We start from the raw sequence: 19,436 nt of genomic DNA, 5'->3' as shown, positions 1-19,436 counted from the left end.
CCACTGGGCGAGCACGCCCGATGCGACGAACGCGACAACGCCGGGCGACGGGCGGGCGACGGCTGCGCGCCGGGATTCACGTCACATGGACGCTTGGGCCCATCGTCAAAGTGACGTGAACCGGTTATGATAGATAGCGTCAGTTCGACGAAAAGTAGAAAGGGTGCGTGTCGTGACCACCGCCCAAACCCAGGAGCTCGACGTTCAGCCGTCGCCGCTCGCCCTGCTGCTCCTCGGCCGCGAGGCCGACCCGAACAGCGAGCGCGGCGTGGAGTGTCCCGGCGAGCTGCCCTCCCCCTCCGACCCGGACCTGGTGGAGCGCGCCCGCGCGGCCAAGGAGAAGCTCGGGAACAAGGTCTTCGTGCTCGGTCACCACTACCAGCGCGACGAGGTCATCCAGTTCGCCGACGTCACGGGCGACTCCTTCAAGCTGGCCCGGGACGCGGCGGCGCGGCCGGAGGCCGAGTACATCGTGTTCTGCGGTGTGCACTTCATGGCGGAGTCCGCGGACATCCTGACGTCCGACCGGCAGAAGGTGGTCCTGCCCGACCTGGCCGCCGGCTGCTCCATGGCCGACATGGCCACGGCCGAGCAGGTCGCCGAGTGCTGGGACGTGCTGACCGAGGCCGGCGTCGCCGAGCGGGTCGTGCCGGTGTCGTACATGAACTCCTCCGCCGACATCAAGGCCTTCACCGGCAAGCACGGCGGCACCATCTGCACCTCGTCGAACGCGAAGCGGGCCCTGGAGTGGGCCTTCCAGCAGGGCGAGAAGGTGCTGTTCCTGCCCGACCAGCACCTGGGCCGCAACACCGCCGTGCGGGACATGGGCATGTCGCTCGAGGACTGCGTGGTCTACAACCCGCACAAGCCGAACGGCGGGCTGACCGCCGACGAGCTGCGCGCCGCCAAGATGATCCTGTGGCGCGGTCACTGCTCGGTGCACGGCCGCTTCAGCCTGGACTCGGTCGACGACGTCCGCGAGCGCGTGCCCGGCGTCAACGTGCTGGTGCACCCCGAGTGCCGGCACGAGGTCGTGGCCGCCGCGGACTACGTCGGCTCGACGGAGTACATCATCAAGACCCTGGAGGCCGCCCCGGCCGGTTCCAAGTGGGCCATCGGCACGGAGCTGAACCTGGTCCGCCGGCTGGCGAACCGCTTCGCGCCGGAGGGCAAGGAGATCGTCTTCCTGGACCGCACGGTCTGCTTCTGCTCGACCATGAACCGCATCGACCTCCCCCACCTGGTCTGGGCCCTGGAGTCCCTCGCCGAGGGCAACCTGGTCAACCGCATCGAGGTGGACGAGGAGACCGAGGCCTTCGCCAAGCTCGCCCTGGAGCGGATGCTGGCGCTGCCGTAGCGGCTCCGGCGCACCCACGGCCGTAGCCGCCCCCGCGCGCGAGGCCGTGGCGGCCGCGCGACACGACGGGGCCCGGCCCACGCGCACTCGCGTGGACCGGGCCCCGTCGTCGTGCTCACACGCCCGCGGTCTCCAGCGCCTCGGGCTCCGGGGCCCGCTTGGCCGCCCGCTTCTTCGCGCGGCGCTCCTTGCGCAGCTCGAGCATGGCGTAGAGCGTCGGGACGAGCAGCAGGGTCAGCAGCGTGGAGGTGATCAGGCCGCCGATCACCACCACGGCCAGCGGCTGGGCGATGAAGCCGCCCTCGCCGGTGACGCCGAGCGCCATCGGGAGCAGGGCGAAGATCGTCGCCAGGGCCGTCATCAGGATGGGCCGCAGCCGGTGCCGGCCGCCCTCCACCACGGCCTCGACGACGCCGTACCCCTGCCTTCTGTACTGGTTGACGAGGTCGATCAGCACGATCGCGTTCGTCACCACGATGCCGATCAGCATCAGCATGCCGATCATCGCGGGGACGCCCATCGGCGTGCCGGTGACGATCAGCAGGCCGAGCGCGCCGGTCGCCGCGAACGGGATCGACACCAGCAGGATCAGCGGCTGGGCCAGCGAGCGGAAGGCCGCCACCAGCAGCATGAAGACGATCGCGATCGCCGCCAGCATGGCCAGGCCCAGGTTCTTGAACGCGGAGTCCTGGTCGGAGGTGACACCGCCGATCTCGGCCGTGGCGCCCGCCGGGAGCTTCAGGGACTTGATCTTCGACTGGAGCTGGGTGCTGACCGCGCCGGTGTTGTCCCCGGTCGGCCTGGCGGTGACGGTGGCCGCGCGCTGCCCGTCGATACGGGTCATCGACACCGGCCCGTCGACCAGCTTCACGGTCGCGATGTCACCGAGCTTCACCGGGCCGAGGCGCAGGTTCCTCAGCTGGGCCAGGGTGGTGGCGGGCTCGGCCGGCTTCACGACGACGTCGCGCTCGGTGTCGTCGATGATCGCCTTCGCCGCCGTCGTACCGCGCACGGCCTGTGCGACCGCGGCGCCGAGCTTCTGGTCGTCGAAGCCCGCGGCGGCCGCCTTGGCGCCGGCCTGCACCGAGATGCGCGGCACGCTCTGCGAGAGGTCGCTGGTCACGTCGGTGACGTGGTCGAGTCCGGCCACGGTGGAGCGCACCTGCTCGGAGGCCTTGCGCAGCACCGCCGGGTCGGCCGCCTTCACCACGACGCTGAGGTCCTGGTTGCCGAAGCCGCCGCCGGCGGACACGGTGGTGGTGCCGATGCCCTTGAGCTTCTTCAAGCCGTCCTCGATGCGCTTCTGCACGCCGGTGTCGGACGCGGAGTCCTTCAGCATCACCTGGTACGAGGCCTGGTTGGTGTCCGTGCCGCCGCCGAAGGCCGCCATGAAGCCGGAGGAGCCGACGGTGACCTGGTAGTCCTTGACGCCCTCGGTGGAGGCGAGCAGCTTCTCCACCCGCCTGGCCTGCTCGTCGGTGGCCGCGAGGCCGGTGCCCGGCTTCAGCACCTGCTTGACGGTGAGGACCTGCTGGTCCCCCTGGTCGAAGAAGTTGGTCTTGAGCAGCGGGGTCATGCCGAAGGTGCCGACGAGCACCGCCACCGCGATGAGCACGCTGGTGAGCCGGCGGCGGGTGGCGAAGCGGAGCACGGGGACGTAGAAGCGCTGGAGGCGGCTGCGCGCCTCCTTCTCCTCGGCCAGGCGGCGGGCCTCGCCGGCGTCCTCGGGGGTGCCCTTCGGAGCGCGCAGGAACCAGTACGACAGCACGGGCACGACCGTGAGCGACACCAGCAGCGAGGCGAGCAGCGCCGCCGTCACGGTGATGCTGAACGAGCCGAACAGGGCACCCACCATGCCGCCGACCAGGCCGATCGGCAGGAACACGGCGACCGTGGTGAGGGTGGAGGAGGTGACCGCGCCGGCCACCTCGCGCACGGCGTTCAGGATCGCCTCCTGGCGCTCCTCGCCGTAGCCCAGGTGCCGCTTGATGTTCTCCAGGACCACGATCGAGTCGTCGACGACCCGGCCGATGGCGATGGTCAGCGCGCCGAGCGTGAGCATGTTCAGGGACAGGCCGCGCGTCCACAGCACGATCAGCGCCAGCACCACCGACAGCGGGATGGACACCGCCGTCACCAGGGTGGAGCGGACCGAGGCCAGGAAGACCAGGATGATCAGCACCGCGAAGAGCAGGCCGAGCGCGCCCTCGGTGGTCAGGCCGCTGATCGACTTGGACACGGCCGGGCCCTGGTCGCTGACCACGGTGAGCCGCGCCCCGGAGCCGAGGTCCTCGCGCAGCCCGTCCAGCTTGCCCTTGACGGCGTCGGAGATGGCGACCGCGCTGCCGTCGTGGTCCATGGTGACGTTGACGGCGAGGCTCGGGCGGCCGTCGGTGCGGGTGATGGAGTCGGCCGGGGCCGGCTGCTGCCGGACGGTGGCGACGTCGCCGAGGCGTACGGGCTTGCCGGCGCCGGTGACCATCAGGTCCTGGATCTGCTTCAGCGAGGTGAGGCCGCCGCCGACCTGGACGGTGCGGTTGGCGCCGTTCTCCTCGAAGGAGCCGGCCGGGACGGTGGCGCCGCCCGCCTGGAGGGCCTGGCCGAGGGCGGCCGGGGTGAGGTGCGCCCGGGCGAGCTTCGCGTCGTCGGGGGTGACGGTGACCTGGAGGGCCCGTACGCCGGTGACCTGGACGCGGCCGACGCCGTCGATGTTCTTCAGCGTGGGGACGACCGTGTTGTCGATCTGGTCGGCGAGCGCCTGCTGGTCCTTGCCGGAGGTGACGGCGAGGACCACGGTCGGCATGTCGTCGGTGGAGCCGGAGACGACCTGGGGGTCCACGCCGTCCGGGAGTTGGGGGCGGGCCCGGTTCACGGCCTGCTGCACGTCGGAGACGATCCGCTTGGTGTCGTTGCCGTAGTCGAAGGAGGCCCTGATGACGGCGTTGCCCTCGCTCGCCGTGGAGGTGACGCCGGTGACGCCGGAAACGCCCTGGAGGTTGTTCTCGATGGGCTCGACGACCTGCTTGTCGACGACGTCGGGCGAGGCGCCGTGGTACGGCGCGATCACCGACACCATGGGCAGTTCGATGGTGGGCAGCAGCTGCTGCTTGATCTGGGGTATCGCGATCAGCCCGAAGACGAGCGCGACGAGCGACATCAGGCCGATCAGGGCCCGTTGCGCGAGGCTGAATCCGGACAGCCGGGACATGGGTCAGGGTCTCTCTTCGTGAGCGGCGGCAAACGGACGCGGCGCGGGCGCGCACGGGTGGACGCCCACAGGTGGGCGCGCACAGGTGGACGCCCACCCCACACACTGGGCCATGCCGCGGGGCCGATCCGTAGGCCCCAGGTCCATTTCCGCCGGCGCCCGGTACTGCGCGCGCAGTAGACGCGGGTGGAGGTCAGTCCATCCGGGGGCGTACCAGACCGGATTCGTAGGCGATGACCACCAGCTGGGCGCGGTCGCGGGCGCCGAGCTTGGCCATGGCGCGGTTGACGTGCGTCTTCACGGTCAGCGGGCTGACCTCGAGGCGTTCGGCGATCTCGTCGTTGGAGTGGCCGCCGGCGACCTGGACGAGCACCTCGCGCTCGCGCACGGTCAGCGCGTCCAGGCGGTCGGAGCGGGCCGGGTCGCGGCCGTCGTCGGCCCCGCCCTGGGCGAGGAAGCGGGCGATCAGGCCCTTGGTGGCGGCCGGGGACAGCAGCGCCTCGCCGCCGGCGGCGAGGCGGATGGCGCTGAGCAGTTCCTCGGGCTCGCTGCCCTTGCCGAGGAAGCCGGAGGCGCCGGCGCGCAGCGACTGGACCACGTAGTCGTCGACCTCGAAGGTGGTCAGGATGACCACGCGGACCTGGGCGAGGGCGGGGTCGGCGCTGATCAGGCGGGTCGCGGCGAGGCCGTCGGTGCCGGGCATGCGGATGTCCATCAGCACCACGTCGGCCCGCTGCTCCTTGGCCAGCCGCACCGCCTCGGCCCCGTCGGAGGCCTCGCCGACGACCTCCATGTCGGGCTCGGAGTCGACGAGCACGCGGAACGCGCTGCGCAGCAGTGCCTGGTCGTCGGCGAGCAGGACGCGGATCGTCATGCGGCATCCCCCGGGGCGCGTGTGCTGGTCTTGACGGGCAGGATCGCATGGACGCGGAAGCCGCCGCCGTAGCGGGGGCCGGTGGTGAGGGTGCCGCCGAGGGCGGTGACGCGCTCGCGCATGCCGAGCAGCCCGTGTCCGCCGCCGGCCTCGGGGCCGCCGTCCAATCCGTCCTGGTCGCCGGCTCCGTCGTCCAGGACGGTGACCTCCACGTTCGGTCCCACGCGTACGACGCTGACCTCGGCCCTGGCCTGGACTCCGGCGTGCTTCTGCACATTGGTGAGGGCCTCCTGGACGACGCGGAACGCGGCCAGGTCGACGGCGGCGGGCAGGGTCGTGCCGTGGTCGGCGCGGGCGATCTCGACGTGCAGGCCCGCGCTGCGGAAGGTGCCGGCGAGTTCCTCCAGGCGGCTCAGGCCGGGGGCGGGTTCGGTGGGGGCCTCGGGGTCGCCGGACTGGCGGAGCAGGCCGACCGTGGCGCGCAGTTCGTTGAGCGCGGAGCGGCTGGCCTCGCGGACGTGGGCGAGGGCCTCCTTGGCCTGGTCGGGGCGCTTGTCCATGACGTGTGCGGCGACTCCGGCCTGCACGTTGACCAGGGCGATGTGGTGGGCGACCACGTCGTGCAGGTCGCGGGCGATGCGCAGGCGCTCCTCGGCGACGCGGCGGCGGGCCTCCTCCTCGCGGGTGCGCTCGGCCCGTTCGGCGCGCTCGCGGATGGCGTGCACGAAGGCGCGGCGGCTGCGGACGGCGTCTCCGCCGGCGGCGGCCATGCCGGTCCAGGCGAAGATCGCCAGGTTCTCCTGGGCGTACCAGGGCAGGGGCCCGGCGAGCATGGCGGCGCCGGTGAGCACGGTCATGGTGGTCAGGCCCAGGCGCCAGGTGGTGGGGCGGTCGGTGGCGGCGGCGACGGTGTAGAGGGCGACGACCGCCGACATGGCGACGGGGGCGCGGGGGGCGCCGGTGACGCACTCCACGAGGGAGACGGTGCCGGTGACGGCGAGGACGGAGCGGGGGGCGCGGCGGCGCAGGACGAGCGCGGCGGCGCCGAAGGCCATGAGGACCAGGCTGAGCGCGTCGGGCCGGCGCACGCCCCAGGTGACGCCGTTGTCCCCCCTGGGGTCGACGAAGGACCCCACGACCATGCACACCAGCACCCCGGCCGCGAGCGCGGCGTCCAGGGCGAGCGGATGTGCCCGGAGGCGGCAGCGGGCACGGTCGAGAGCAGTCACGCCGCCCAACGCTACGACGCCCCCACCCCCCGCGGAACCGGCCCCGCCCGCGAACGCCCCGGGGCGGGACCTCCCCGGCCGGGCCGACCCGGGCGCGGGCGGTCAGCGGGGCCGACCGGCGGTCCTCCCACCACAGGGGCGGGCAGGACGCGCGGGCAAGGCGTTGCGGGGCCGGCGGGCGGGCGCGCCCCGGCTCAGGGGCAGGCGGGGGTCAGCCCGGGATCAGGCCGCCGTCCGTCAGGAGGTCGCGGACCTCCTCCAGGGTGGCCTCCGGGGCCGGAAGGATCAGCTCCGAAGGCTCCAGGGAGTTGTCCGGGAGGGGGACGCCCAGTTCGCGGACCTTGGACAGCAGGGCGCCCAGGGTGCGGCGGAAGCCGGGGCCGTCGCCCTTCTCGATCTCGGCGAGGAGTTCGTCGTCCAGCTTGTTGAGCTCGGCGAGGTGGCCGTCGGCCAGCCTCACCTGCCCCTCCCCCATGATCCGTACGATCATGTCGCCCTCCTAGGCGGCGTGGGCCCCGCTCACTGCTTGTCGAAGCGAGGGGTGTCCTGCGGCTGCTGCTGGGACTCGGGCTGCGCCTGGCCGGCGCCGCCCTCGATCGCCTGCCGCTCGGCGGACGAACCTCCGGCCAGCTCCGCCTTCATGCGCTGAAGCTCCAGCTCTACATCCGTACCACCCGAGAGCCGGTCCAGCTCGGCCTGGATGTCGTCCTTGGCCATGCCGGAGGGGTCGTCGAGGGCGCCGGAGGCGAGGAGCTCGTCGATCGCGCCGGCCCTGGCCTGGAGCTGCTGGGTCTTGTCCTCGGCGCGCTGGATGGCGAGGCCGACGTCGCCCATCTCCTCGGAGATGCCGGAGAACGCCTCGCCGATCCGGGTCTGCGCCTGGGCGGCGGTGTAGGTCGCCTTGATGGTCTCCTTCTTGGTGCGGAAGGCGTCCACCTTCGCCTGGAGCCGCTGGGCCGCGAGGGTGAGCTTCTCCTCCTCGCCCTGGAGCGTCGCGTGCTGCGTCTCGAGGTCGGTGACCTGCTGCTGGAGCGCGGCGCGGCGGGAGAGCGCCTCGCGCGCCAGGTCCTCGCGGCCCAGCGCCAGCGCCTTGCGGCCCTGGTCCTCCAGCTTGCCGGACTGCTGCTGGAGCTGGTTGAGCTGGAGCTCCAGGCGCTTGCGGGAGGTGGCCACGTCGGCGACGCCGCGGCGCACCTTCTGCAGCAGCTCCAGCTGCTTCTGGTACGAGTAATCGAGGGTTTCGCGCGGGTCCTCGGCCCGGTCAAGGGCCTTGTTCGCCTTCGCGCGGAAGATCATCCCCATACGCTTCATGACACCGCTCATGGGCTTCGCGCGCCCCCTTCTGACGGACTCCAGCTCACAGCTCTGCGACAGAACCCACAGTACGGGCCCTGCATCCATTACCGCACTGTTCGGGAACGGATGCGGTCATCCCCAAGGACGACTGCGTACGTCGCCGCTCCGGCGCAGGGAGTAGGTGACCCCCGGGCACGCCGTACGCGGCGGCGGCCGCGACGCCCGCTCCGCGTCGTTCTGTGTCCCCCTACAGACGACCGGTGTTGCCGGATCGTTCCCCGCGGGGCTGGGGTCCATGCGGGTCATGCCCTTACCCTTGGGTTTTGTGTTCCGTAGCCGTGCCAAGGAAGAGAAGGCCCCCGCCGACAAGGCGCAGGTGAACTTCTCCAAGCAGACCCGTGACCCGCAGGCCCCCAAGGGCCGGCCCACCCCCAAGCGCAGCCAGGCCCAGTCCCAGCGCCGCAGCGTCGCCAACACGCCGCTGACGCGCAAGGACGCCGCCAAGCGGCAGCGCGAGGAGCGCCGTGCCGCGATGGAGCGGCAGCGCCAGGCGCTGGCCGGCGGTGACGAGCGCTACCTGCCGGCCCGCGACAAGGGCCCGGTGCGCAAGTTCGCCCGCGACTTCATCGACTCGCGGTTCAACGTCGCGGAGTTCTTCCTGCCGATGGCCGTGGTCATCCTCGTGCTGAGCATGGTGCGGGTCGGGTCGCTGCAGAGCATCGCGCTGCTGCTGTGGCTCGTGGTGATCGTCCTGATCGTGCTGGACTCGTTCGTCACCGCCTTCCGCCTCAGGAAGCGCCTGACCGAGCGCTTCCCCGGCCAGAACCGGAAGGGCGCGGTCGCCTACGCCCTGATGCGCTCGCTCCAGATGCGCCGGCTCCGGCTGCCCAAGCCGCAGGTCAAGCGCGGAGAGCGACCCTGAGCGCGACCGCTTTCTCCGGGGGCGCGGCAGACGCCTGGCTGAGCAGGCTGGGCGGGCTGCGTGACGTCGTGCGCCAGGAGCTGGTCGCCCGGCAGCTCGACGAGCAGCTCGCCGGGCTGTTCCCGGTCGGGCGGCGGCTGCGCGTGCTCGACGTGGGCATGGGCCAGGGCACCCAGGCGCTGCGGCTGGCACGGGCCGGGCACGAGGTGACCGGGCTTGAACGCGACGAGAAGATGATCTCCGTGGCGCGGGAGGCCCTGGCCGCCGAGCCGGAGGGCATCCGGGCCCGGATGCGGATCGTCGAGGGCGACGGCCGCGACACCGGGGTGCACTTCCTGCCGGGCAGCTTCGACGTGGTGTTGTGCCACGGCGTACTGATGTACGTCGAGGAGCCCGACCCGCTGCTGGCCGGGCTGGCGCGGATGCTGGCGCCGGGCGGCCTGCTGTCGCTGCTGGTGCGCAACGGCGACGCGCTCGCGCTGCGCCCCGGCCTCATGGGCGACTGGGCGGCGGCGCTGGACTCCTTCGGCACGACGGCGTACCGCAACCGCCTCGGGCTCGACGTGCGGGCGGACCGGCTGGCGGATCTGACCGCGACGCTCGCCGGGATCGGCGCCCCGCTGCACGCCTGGTACGGGGTGCGCGTCTTCACGGACACGGCGGCGGACGGCACGCCCCCTGATGACGACGTGGAGTTGCTGCTCGCGGCCGAAGAGCGCGCGGGGCGCACGGACCCGTACCGCTCGGTGGCGGCGCTGCTGCACCTGTGCGGGGTGCGCGGCCAGGACCGGTCCGGCGCGAGTGTTCCGCGGGCCAGGGGCCGCACGTTCGGGTGATCCCGGCAAGCCGGGCGTTCACCCCGACGGGAGACTCGGGGCATGGATCTTTCCGGTGCCCGCGCCCGTGCCCTCCGGCTGACCGGTCCGCTCCTGGCGCTCGCGTGCTGCGCGGCGCTGCTCTCCGGGTGCGACGGCCCGGCATCCCCGCGGGCCGCCGACGCCTCCGCCTCCAAGGGCGCCGCGCCGGCGAAGGACCCCGGCACCGGGCAGGCGGCAGCGGTGCCCATGGCGGCGGGCGACCTGCAGAGCGCGTACCAGCGGGTGATCAGGAACGTGCTGCCCTCGGTGGTGCAGATCCAGTCCGGCAACGCCCTCGGATCGGGGATCGTCTACGACGACAAGGGCCACATCGTCACCAACGCGCACGTGGTCGGCGACCAGAAGACCTTCAAGGTGACCATCGCCAACAACGAGGGGACGCTCACCGCGCGCCTCGTCTCCTCCTACCCGCAGCAGGACCTCGCCGTCGTGAAGCTGGACAGGGCGCCGGCCGGTCTCCGGGCCGCCTCGCTCGGCGACTCCGCGAAGGTGGAGGTGGGGCAGATCGTGCTGGCCATGGGCTCGCCGCTCGGGCTGTCGTCGAGCGTGACGCAGGGCATCGTGTCGGCGACCGGACGCACCGTCAGCGAGGGCCAGTCGGGCGGCGGCACGGGGGCCACCATCGCCGGCATGGTGCAGACGTCGGCCGCGATCAACCCCGGCAACAGCGGGGGCGCGCTGGTCAACCTGGACGGCCAGGTCATCGGCATCCCGACGCTGGCCGCCACCGACCCCGACCTCGGGGGCAGCGCGGCGGCCGGCATCGGCTTCGCGATCCCGGCGTCCATGGTGCGGACGATCGCCGGGCAGATCGTCAAGTACGGCAGGGTCGTCGACTCCGGCCGGGCCGCGCTCGGCATCACCGGACGCACCGTCGTCGACTCCGGCTACCGGCCCGTCGGCGTGGCCGTGGTGGACGTGCGGGCGGGCGGCGCGGCGGACGCGGCGGGCCTGCGCCCCGGCGACATCATCACCAAGGTCGGCGACACGGACATCACCACCATCACCTCCCTCTCGGAGGCCCTGGCCTCCGACCGCCCGGGTCAGCACACCACGGTGACGTACACCCGCGACGGTCAGTCGAAGACGGTGGGGGTGAAACTGGGCGAGCAGTGAGCACCACTCGCGGCGGGCGCTGCGCGGGGCGGCCGGCTCCGGCCGCCCCGGCCGACGGCCCCAGCGGTGCTACGCCTGGGCCTCGTCCGCGTGCAGGCTCATCGGGCCGTAGATCTCCGTGGTGTCCTCGAAGAGCCGCACCTGGTCGGCGCCGCCGTCGACCAGGGCCTTCCAGTTCTCCCCGATCCAGGACTCGGCGTCGCCCTGCGTGGTGAACTCCTCGGGCTGCACCGCGGGCTGGACCTCCGTCCCGCCGGCCGTCTCGAACCGCCACGTCCATGCCACCATGTACGCCTCCCTGTGTGAGCACACTGAGCACACTGCACGACGGAAGCCGGGCCTTGATCGACTCCGGCTCCCGTACAGAGCCTAGGGCCTCTCTCCCGGATCCTGCCGCCGGTCGCGGGGTCCGGCAGCTCTCCCCCGAGCCCAGAAAGGCCCTCCGGGCGCGCAGGACGTGCGGGCACACTGGAAAATCGGGTGCGTGGACGTGACTTCGCTCGGCACCGGCGCTCCCGCGGGACTCCCCCGCCCCCACTGTTCCTGCGCGGCCTGCGCTACGGCCCTCGGCGAGCACGCGCGGGCCGCGACCGCGCTGCTCGTGGACGGCGTGCTGCTGCTGGACCTGACACCGGGCGCGGCGTTCGCGGCCGCGCGGGCCGGGCACTCGCTCGGCGGGGTGGCGCAGGTGCTGCTGTCCCACCCGCACGACGGGCCCGCGATGGAGGTGCCGGCCGGGCTGCCGCAGCCGGGGCGGGTCCCGGACGGGCGTGAGCTGGCGCTGCTGACGGGGCACCGGGTGCGGGCGGTGGCGCTGGACGCGCCGGGCACGGGGTACGCGGTGACCGGCCCGGACGGGCAGCGGCTGCTGTACCTGCCGCCGGGCGGGGCGCCGGCCGGCCTGGAGGAGGGCGCCGCGGAGACGTACGACATGGTCCTCGCGGACGTCGTGGGGCGCCCGGACGCGCTGGCGAAGCTGCGGGCGGTGGGGGCGGTCGGCCCGACCACGGACGTGATCGCCGTCCACCTGGACCACGACGTGCCGCCGGGCGCCGAGCTCGCCCGCCGGCTCGAGGCGGCGGGTGCGCGGGCCGTGCCGGACGGCACGACGCTGACGGTCGGTGTCTACGAGGACGTCCCGGACGTGCCCCGGCGCACCCTGGTGCTGGGCGGGGCCAGGTCGGGCAAGTCCGTGGAGGCCGAGCGCAGGCTGGAGACCTTCCCCGGTGTGCTGTACGTCGCCACCGGCGGCACCCGGGGCGGGGACACCGAGTGGGCGGCCCGGGTGGCCGCGCACCGGGAGCGGCGGCCCGGTTCGTGGCGTACGACCGAGACCTGCGACCTGGTGCCGCTGCTGAAGGAGGACGGGCCGCCGCTGCTGATCGACTGCCTGTCGCTGTGGCTGACGGACGCGATGGACGGCGTGGGCGCCTGGGACGACGCCGACTGGGCGGACGGCGGCGAGCGGGCGCTGCGCGAGCGGGTGACCGAACTGACGACCGCCGTGCGCACGACCGCCCGGACCGTGGTCGCCGTGTCCAACGAGGTCGGCTCGGGCATCGTCCCGGCCACCGCCTCGGGCCGCCGCTACCGCGACGAACTCGGCCGCCTCAACACCGCTTTCGCGGCCGAGTGCGAGCAGGTGCTCCTGGTGGTGGCAGGCCAGGCCCTCCCCCTGCGCGGCTGAACACCGAGCCACTGAGCGACCCGCGGCCGGACATCAGGCGGGTGGGCCTCGCACGGCCGGGTGTGAGGCAGGTGAGCCACGCGGCCGGGCGTCAGGCCCGTGGGCCTGGCACGGCCGGGCGTCAGGCAGGTGAATCGCGCAGGCGGCGGCAGGCGGCCGGGCATCAGGCCTGTGGGCCTCGCACGGCCGGACAGCAGGCGGCCGGCGTCGCGCAGTCGCGCGGCGCGCGGCCGGCCTCGCGCGGGCGGGTGGCAGGCAGGTGAGCCTCGCGGCCGGGACCAGGCGACCGGCCTCACGCGGCCGCACGTCACCCGACTCGCACCGCGCGGGCGGCGTCAGGCGGTCGGGCTCACGCAGCCGCGCAGCACGCGGCTGGCATCGCGTGGGCGGCGGCGCGCGGGCCACGTCAGGCGACCGGCCGCACGCGGCCGCGCATGGCCCTCGTGCGCGTGGGGGCCGGTGGCGGGCGGGTGGGGGTTCGGGGGGCGGACGGGGTCAGGGGGTGTCCTTGCGGGCGATGATCCGGTAGGTGTTGGACAGGCCGGGGACGTGGCGCAGGAGCGGGGACAGCAGCAGGTCGACCAGGGCTGCCGCGTCCACCAGGGGGCTGGTGAGGGCGGCCAGCAGGGCGCGCAGGCCGCGCCGGAGGGCGCTCGGCGGTGCGCTGCGCCAGGGGGCGTCGGCCGGGGGCAGGAGGCGGGCGAGGAACAGCGCGAGGGCGGCCGAGAGGTCGTTCGGGGTGTGGGGGGTGCGGCGGTCGGTGACGAGGACCGTGCAGCCGCGCGACTCCAGTTCGGCGCGCAGGTTGCACAGCGGGATCAGGTGCAGGTGGCGCGGCTGGCCGTGCGGCAGCCACCACTTGCCGAGCAGCAGCGCGAACAGGCAGCGCGGGTCGGGCAGTTCGACGAGCAGGTGCCCGCCGGGGCGCAGCGCCGTGAGCGCACCGCGCAACTCCGCGCGGGGGTCGGGGACATGGGCGAGGTGGTGGAAGACGCTGACCACGTCGTAGCGGCCGCGCAGCCGCGCGGTGACGTGCGGGTCGGCGAGGTGGCCGACGTGCGCCTCCTCGATCCGCTCCTCGCAGACGGCCCGCCGCACGCGCTCGGTCGGGTCGAGGCCGTCGAAGGAGGTGTACGGGAACACCTCGCGCGCCGCGGCCGGGAAATGGGCGTGGCCGGTGCCGACGTCCAGCCAGCTCTCGGGTTCGCCGAGGCCGCGCAGCAGGCGTGCGTCGTCTCGGTGCCGGCGGTGGCCGCGGCGGGTGGCGAGCGCCGGGTCGGCGAGGCCGTCGGGGTCGCCCTCGTCGAAGTCCCGGTGGTAGAAGGCCAGGCCGGCCGCGGTGAGCCGGGGGTTCTGGAAGGTGTGCCCGCAGTCCCGGCACTGGTCCAGGGTGAACGAGCCCGGCTTGTGCTGGAGCAGATCGGGCGCCGACAGGCGGGTGCGCAGCCGCTCCGAGCCGCACCAGGGGCAGTCCTCACGGCGCGGCTCGTGGAACCGCTCGGTGCCCTGGGCGAGTTCGGCGGCGTACGCGATGCGGCGCGGGTCGTAGACCTCCGGCGCGTACGGCAGGGGCGGCATGGGCGGCTCCCGGTGGGGCGAGAGGGGGCGCGGCGGCGGGTGGCGTGTGCCGTCCGCTCGCTGCCGACATTTCGCGGCAAAGGGAACGTATGGGATCGGGATCTTGGACGGAAAGACGCCGTCCGGGTGTGCCGCCGGTCCGGCGCGGTCGGGCTGAGGCGGGGCCGGTACTGTTCGGCGAATGAGCTCGCTGAATCTCGACGACTTCACCGATCTGATCGAGCGTCCCGACGGCGGTGTGCGCCGTGACGCGGAGGCGCGCCGGGAGCGCGGGGCCGTGCCGCCCGGCGCGCTGGGCCGGCTGGACGACCTGGGCGAGTGGCTGGCCGCGGCGCAGGGCGCCGTGCCGGTGCGGCCGGTCGAACGGCCGCGGGTCGTCCTCTTCGCCGGTGACCACGGAATCGCCGCGGCGGGCGTGTCCGCGCGGCCGGCGGGCGGCGCGGAGCACCTGGTGCGGGCGGTACTGGAGGGCGGCCGGCCGGTGTCGGTGCTGGCCCGGCGGCTGGGCGTGCCGGTGCGGGTGGTCGACATGGCGCTGGACTGCGACCCCGCCGCCCTGCCCGCCGAGGCCGTACGGCACCGGGTGCGGCGCGGCAGCGGACGTATCGACGTCGAGGACGCGCTGACACTGGAGGAGGCGGAGGCGGCCTTCCGGGCCGGGGTCGCGGTGGCCGACGAGGAGGCCGACTCCGGCACGGACCTGGTGGTCCTCGGCGATGTGAGCGTGGGCGGGACCACCCCGGCCGCGGTGCTGGTCGCGGCGCTGTGCGGGACGGACGCCTCGGTGGTCACCGGGCGGGGCGGAGAGCCGATCGACGACCTGGCGTGGATGCGCAAGTGCGCGGCGATCCGGGACGCGCTGCGGCGGGCACGGCCGGTGCTCGGCGACCAGTTGCAGCTGCTGGCGACGGTGGGCGGGGCCGACCTGGCCGCGATCACCGGCTTCCTGCTCCAGTGCGCGGTGCGCAAGCTCCCGGTGATCCTCGACGGGGTCGTCTCGGCCGCGTGCGCCCTGGTGGGCCAGCGGGTCGCCTTCCGCGCGCCGGACTGGTGGCTGGCGGGGCAGAGCAGCGGGGAGCCGGGGCAGGCCAAGGCGCTGGACCGGATGGCCCTGGAGCCGCTGCTGGACCAGGGCGTGACGGTCGGCGAGGGGGCGGGCGCCCTGCTGGCCCTGCCGCTGGTGCAGGCCGCGGCGGCACTGGCGGCCGAGCTGCCGGAGGCGACCGGGCCGAGGGAGTCGACCGAGCCGACGGAGCCGACCGGGCGCGTGGAGAAGGAGAAGGAGGAAGGGGACCTGTCTCCCGAGGGCCGGGGAATCTGACCGTACGGGTGAATAAGAGCGGTTCGCCGGGGCGGCACCCATATGATCGTTCCTCATGGGAGATGCCCGAATCGCGGCGTGTGAGGAGCGGGCGCCGGTTCGCGCGTCCGGGGCGGACCGGCCGACCGGTCCCACCGCGCGCCGGGCCGCCGCCCTCGCCGTCTGGTACCTGCGGGCGGTCGCGTTCGTCAACTTCCTCAGCGCGGTGTGGGTGTCGCTCGGCCAGGACGTGCGGCGCCACAACCAGGAGAACCTGTTCACGCCGTACCTGCTGACCGCCGGCTTCGCCTCCGGCGTCTTCACGGCGTTCCTCGCCGTCACCATGCGGCGCCGCAAGCGGGCCGCCTGGATCCTGAACCTCGGGCTCAGCGGTCCGTTCCTCGCGCTGTTCGCCTTCGCCATGGCCTTCCCGGAGATCCGCTCCAGCGCGCAGAACTGGGTCTCGCTCGCCCTGACCGCCGCCTTCGTCGCCGCCCTGCTGCTCGGGCGGCGCGAGTTCTACGCCCGCGGCGACCGCGCCAACCCGAAGTTGGCCGCCGCCGTCGCCGCGGTCGGCCTGCCGGTGGCCTCCGCCCTGGCCACACTGCTGGTCACGGTCACCAACCAGGCGGCGGACGCCTCCCGTTCGACGTACCTCCAGCGCTGGCACTACGGCACGCTGCGGCTGCTCTCGCTCGCCTCCCCCGAGTCCCGCTTCCCCGGCATCGACACCCCGAACTGGGCGGACGTCTGCGTCAACGTCCTGTCCACCGCCCTCGTCCTCGCCGTCCTGTACGCCGCCTTCCGCTCCCGCCGCGCCGTCGACCCGCTGACCGTGGAGGACGCCAAGCGGCTGCGCGAGCTGCTGGACCGGCACGGCGAGCGGGACTCGCTCGGCTACTTCGCGCTGCGCCGCGACAAGAGCGCCGTCTTCTCGCCGACCGGCAAGGCCGCCGTCGCCTACCGCGTGGTGGGCGGGGTGTCGCTGGCCTCCGGCGACCCGGTCGGCGACGTGGAGGCGTGGCCCGGCGCGATCGAGCCGTGGCTGGCCGAGGCACGGGCGCACGGCTGGATCCCGGCCGTGATGGGCGCGAGCGAGGAGGCCGGCACGGTGTACGCGCGGCACGGGCTGGACGCGCTGGAGCTCGGCGACGAGGCCGTGGTGGACGTCGCCGAGTTCACCCTGGAGGGGCGGGCGATGCGCACCGTGCGGCAGGCCCGCAACCGGGTGCGGCGGGCCGGGTACACCGTGCGGATCCGGCGGCACGAGGACATTCCGGCCGACGAGATGGCGTACCTCGTCCAGCGGGCCGACGACTGGCGCGACGGGCCCACCGAACGCGGCTTCAGCATGGCGCTGGGCCGGCTCGGCGACCCGGAGGACGGCCGGTGCGTGATGCTGGAGTGCCACGACGCGCGGGGGGATCTCAGGGCGCTGCTGTCCTTCGTGCCCTGGGGGCCGCGCGGGCTGTCCCTCGACCTCATGCGCCGGGACCGGCACGCCGAGAACGGGCTCGTGGAGTTCATGGTGATCGAACTGCTCGGCCGCGCCGGCGAGATCGGGATCACCCAGGTGTCGCTCAACTTCGCCATGTTCCGCTCGGTCTTCGAACGTGGTGCGCGCCTCGGGGCCGGGCCGGTGCTGAGGCTGTGGCGTTCGCTGCTGGGCTTCTTCTCCCGCTGGTGGCAGATCGAGTCGCTGTACCGCGCCAACGCGAAGTACCGGCCGGTGTGGGAGCCCAGGTTCCTGCTCTTCGAGAAGAGCGCGGACCTGCCCCGCATCGGCCTGGCGTCGGCGCGCGCGGAGGGGTTCGTCGGGGTGCCGGGCCTGCCGAAGTGGCCGCGCCGCGGGCACCTGGAGAGACAGCGATGAGGAACACCGGATGAAGAGGCTCGCCCGCTGGGCCCGCGCCGAATGGGGGCTCGTGCTCGGCGCCGTGCGCGGGCCGCTGCTCGAGCGGCGCCTGCGGGCGGTCCCGATGACACTGGCGGCGGTGTGCCTGACGGCCCTGCTGCAGGTGGTGCAGAACCGGCCTTGGGGCTACCACCTCATCCAGCACCTCGGCGCGGTGCGCGCCGAGGACCCGCTGTGGCTCGGCCTGCTGCGCACCCCGCTGTCGCTGTTCGTCCCCGCGCTGGACCTGCCCGTGTGGGGCGCGCTGGCGCAGGTCCTGTTCGTGTTCGGGATCGGCGAGATCTGCCTGGGCCGCCGCCGCACGCTCGCCCTCGCCTACGTCGCCACGCTCGCCGGCACCCTGTACGCGCGCCTGGGCATCGCGCTGGGCCCGCACCGGCCCTTCGGCCTGCCCGGCACCTACGCCCACGTGGTGGACACCGGCCCGTCGGCGGCGGTGGTCGGCCTCGCCGTCTACCTCGCCTGGCGCTACGGCGCGTACGTCACGGCGGGCGCGGTGACCCTGGCGATGACGCTGGAGGTCGGCCTCAAGGAGAACCTGGCCGGCAAGGAGCACATGGCCGCGATCATCGGCGTGGGCCTGATGTGCCTGCTCTCGGCGGCCGGCGAACGCCATCCGTACGGACGCCGGCCACAACCCGCTTCCGCCCGGCCCCCGGTGACCTGACGCCCCATCCGCACGGCCGGCCTCCTCGCGGGATCCGGCGCCCTGAGCGCTCGCCAGGGCGCTCCCCCGGCAGTCCGGCCGGCTCGGCCGCGCACCCCTACTCGGCCACCAGCCCGGTGCCCCAGGCCCATCGGCCCCACCGCCCACCGGGTCCGAGGAGCGACCGGACTCCGGACCCGAGGAGCGACCGGACTCCGGAGCCCGGCCACTCCGCCCATCCCGGCAGGACCGGTCGCCGGTCCCGGCACGACCGGCCGTCCGCCCCAGGCGGACCGGCCGCCCATCCCGGCAAGACCGGCCGCCGATCCCAGGCAGGTGGGCCGCCGTCCCAGGCGGACCGGCCGTCCGCCCCAGCGGCGCGGCCGCTCACCTGGACCCGGGAGTCCGGCCGGCTCGGCCGCGCACCCCTACCCGACTACCGACCACCAAGCCGGAAGCCCAGGCCCATCGGCCCCACCCACCGAGACCGAGGAGTGGCCGGACTTCGGAGCCCGGCCACTCCGCCCATCCCGGCAGGACCGGTCGCCCGCCCCAGCGGCACGGCCGTTCACCCGGACCCGGCGGCCTAGCCCCTCACCCCGGCCCGGCAGCGCGACCGCTCACCCCCGCCCCGCGGCCTCACCGCTCACCCGGGCCCGGGCCCCGGCCCGCATCCGGGAGTTGGGCAGGGGTGGTGTCCGGTTTGCCGCCGATCCAGTCCTGGATCGCGCGGCGGGGCCGCGACCAGCGGCGGTCGTGGCGGTAGGCGCGCAGGCCGGCGCGGGCCCGGGCGCGCGGGCGGCGCCGGTAGAAGCGCCGGGCCCAGTACGAGCCGGGCCGGGCCAGCCGGACCGCGCCGATCAGCGCCACGAAGGGCACGATCACGCCGAACAGGGCGATCCGCCCCTTGCCCTTGCTCAGCGCCACCAGCGAGAACACGAAGTTCACCGCCACGCTGAGGATGACCGTCCCGCGGTCCTGGAGCTCGGACGCGGACATCTCGTTGACGCCGAACGGGGAGAACCCGGCCAGCATCAGCCCGACCAGGGCCGCCGTCACCACGACGACCTCCACGCTCTTGCGGCCCGCCTCGGTCCAGTAGACGTCGTCCAGGTGCAGGATCAGCGCGAACTCGTCGAGGACGAGACCCGCGCCGATGCCGAAGACGACCGCGAAGGCGTCCGCGCCGAACCCGTGCCTGCTGCTGGCGACCGCGCCGAACCCGCCGAACACCGTGAGGACGACACCGGGCACCACGTGGTGGATGTGCAGCCCGCCGGCCTTGACGTTGCCGAACGGGCCCTTCCCCGCGCGGATCAGACGGGTGATGACCCGGGTGACCACGAACGTGGACACGAAGGCGCCGAGGGCCAGGAGCAGGGGCAGCTTGCCGGGTTCGACAATGTTGCGGTACAGCCAGTGCCCCATGT

General features: G+C 73.9%; 16 protein-coding genes. 8 read left to right on the top strand and 8 right to left on the bottom strand.

Annotated features, from left to right (window positions below):
• Window positions 1-172 precede the first annotated feature (172 nt).
• On the top strand, window positions 173-1,357 hold the full coding sequence (gene nadA / locus IE217_RS00870; RefSeq protein WP_190175709.1) for a quinolinate synthase NadA: 1,185 nt from the start codon (window positions 173-175) through the stop codon (window positions 1,355-1,357).
• Window positions 1,358-1,472: 115 nt separating this feature from the next.
• Here nadA and IE217_RS00865 read toward each other — a convergent pair whose 3' ends face one another.
• The 5 genes from IE217_RS00865 to IE217_RS00845 all read right to left on the bottom strand — a co-directional run bounded on the left by IE217_RS00865 (window position 1,473) and on the right by IE217_RS00845 (window position 7,991).
• Entirely contained in the window at window positions 1,473-4,565 is a 3,093-nt protein-coding gene (locus IE217_RS00865; protein WP_190175708.1) for an efflux RND transporter permease subunit, read from the bottom strand.
• 193 nt (window positions 4,566-4,758) lie between these two features.
• Window positions 4,759-5,439: a response regulator gene (locus IE217_RS00860; protein WP_190175707.1), complete on the bottom strand. Its 681-nt coding sequence runs from the start codon at window positions 5,437-5,439 to the stop codon at window positions 4,759-4,761.
• Entirely contained in the window at window positions 5,436-6,668 is a 1,233-nt protein-coding gene (locus IE217_RS00855; RefSeq protein ID WP_190175706.1) for a sensor histidine kinase, read from the bottom strand. The genes IE217_RS00860 and IE217_RS00855 overlap by 4 nt, the downstream gene beginning before the upstream one ends.
• Before the next feature lie 211 nt (window positions 6,669-6,879).
• Window positions 6,880-7,158, bottom strand: a complete 279-nt coding sequence (pspAA, locus tag IE217_RS00850) for a PspA-associated protein PspAA (RefSeq protein ID WP_190175705.1) — start codon at window positions 7,156-7,158, stop codon at window positions 6,880-6,882.
• A 29-nt stretch (window positions 7,159-7,187) separates the two neighbouring features.
• Entirely contained in the window at window positions 7,188-7,991 is an 804-nt protein-coding gene (locus IE217_RS00845; protein WP_190175704.1) for a PspA/IM30 family protein, read from the bottom strand.
• A 298-nt stretch (window positions 7,992-8,289) separates the two neighbouring features.
• Here IE217_RS00845 and IE217_RS00840 point away from each other — a divergent pair, with 298 nt between their 5' ends.
• The 3 genes from IE217_RS00840 (at window position 8,290) to IE217_RS00830 (ending at window position 10,880) form a co-directional block, all read left to right on the top strand.
• Complete coding sequence (locus IE217_RS00840; protein ID WP_229864964.1) at window positions 8,290-8,886, top strand: DUF3043 domain-containing protein; 597 nt, start codon at window positions 8,290-8,292, stop codon at window positions 8,884-8,886.
• An 80-nt stretch (window positions 8,887-8,966) separates the two neighbouring features.
• A complete protein-coding gene (locus IE217_RS00835; RefSeq protein WP_190176075.1) occupies window positions 8,967-9,722 on the top strand; it encodes a class I SAM-dependent methyltransferase in 756 nt (251 codons plus the stop codon).
• 42 nt (window positions 9,723-9,764) lie between these two features.
• Complete coding sequence (locus tag IE217_RS00830) at window positions 9,765-10,880, top strand: S1C family serine protease (RefSeq protein WP_190175702.1); 1,116 nt, start codon at window positions 9,765-9,767, stop codon at window positions 10,878-10,880.
• Window positions 10,881-10,949: 69 nt separating this feature from the next.
• On the opposite strand, the gene IE217_RS00825 is transcribed toward IE217_RS00830, so the two are convergent.
• Window positions 10,950-11,168 carry a hypothetical protein gene (locus tag IE217_RS00825; protein ID WP_190175701.1) on the bottom strand — a complete coding sequence of 73 codons (219 nt, stop codon included), beginning with the start codon at window positions 11,166-11,168 and terminating at the stop codon, window positions 10,950-10,952.
• Between the two features lie 196 nt (window positions 11,169-11,364).
• On the opposite strand from IE217_RS00825, the gene IE217_RS00820 reads away from it, so the two are divergent.
• Window positions 11,365-12,567: a bifunctional adenosylcobinamide kinase/adenosylcobinamide-phosphate guanylyltransferase gene (locus tag IE217_RS00820; protein ID WP_190175700.1), complete on the top strand. Its 1,203-nt coding sequence runs from the start codon at window positions 11,365-11,367 to the stop codon at window positions 12,565-12,567.
• Window positions 12,568-13,062: 495 nt separating this feature from the next.
• Here IE217_RS00820 and IE217_RS00815 read toward each other — a convergent pair whose 3' ends face one another.
• Window positions 13,063-14,145, bottom strand: a complete 1,083-nt coding sequence (locus tag IE217_RS00815) for a class I SAM-dependent methyltransferase (protein WP_190175699.1) — start codon at window positions 14,143-14,145, stop codon at window positions 13,063-13,065.
• 181 nt (window positions 14,146-14,326) lie between these two features.
• On the opposite strand from IE217_RS00815, the gene cobT reads away from it, so the two are divergent.
• Genes cobT through IE217_RS00800 form a run of 3 tightly spaced genes read left to right on the top strand, consistent with a single transcriptional unit; the run spans window position 14,327 to window position 18,027 of the window.
• The gene (gene cobT / locus IE217_RS00810; RefSeq protein ID WP_229864962.1) at window positions 14,327-15,466 is read left to right on the top strand and encodes a nicotinate-nucleotide--dimethylbenzimidazole phosphoribosyltransferase; all 1,140 of its coding nucleotides are present in this window, start codon (window positions 14,327-14,329) and stop codon (window positions 15,464-15,466) included.
• A 55-nt stretch (window positions 15,467-15,521) separates the two neighbouring features.
• Window positions 15,522-17,318: a phosphatidylglycerol lysyltransferase domain-containing protein gene (locus IE217_RS00805; RefSeq protein WP_190175698.1), complete on the top strand. Its 1,797-nt coding sequence runs from the start codon at window positions 15,522-15,524 to the stop codon at window positions 17,316-17,318.
• Window positions 17,319-17,328: 10 nt separating this feature from the next.
• A complete protein-coding gene (locus IE217_RS00800; protein WP_190175697.1) occupies window positions 17,329-18,027 on the top strand; it encodes a hypothetical protein in 699 nt (232 codons plus the stop codon).
• Window positions 18,028-18,645: 618 nt separating this feature from the next.
• Here the strand turns inward: IE217_RS00800 and IE217_RS00795 are convergent.
• Entirely contained in the window at window positions 18,646-19,434 is a 789-nt protein-coding gene (locus tag IE217_RS00795; protein ID WP_190175696.1) for a hypothetical protein, read from the bottom strand.
• Between the last annotated feature and the right edge of the window lie 2 nt (window positions 19,435-19,436).

Source organism: Streptomyces naganishii JCM 4654, from assembly GCF_014650575.1.
GTDB classification, from domain to species: domain Bacteria; phylum Actinomycetota; class Actinomycetes; order Streptomycetales; family Streptomycetaceae; genus Streptomyces; species Streptomyces naganishii.
The sequence above is the reverse complement of the archived record's forward strand: the minus strand, read 5'-3'. Positions and strand labels throughout refer to the sequence as shown.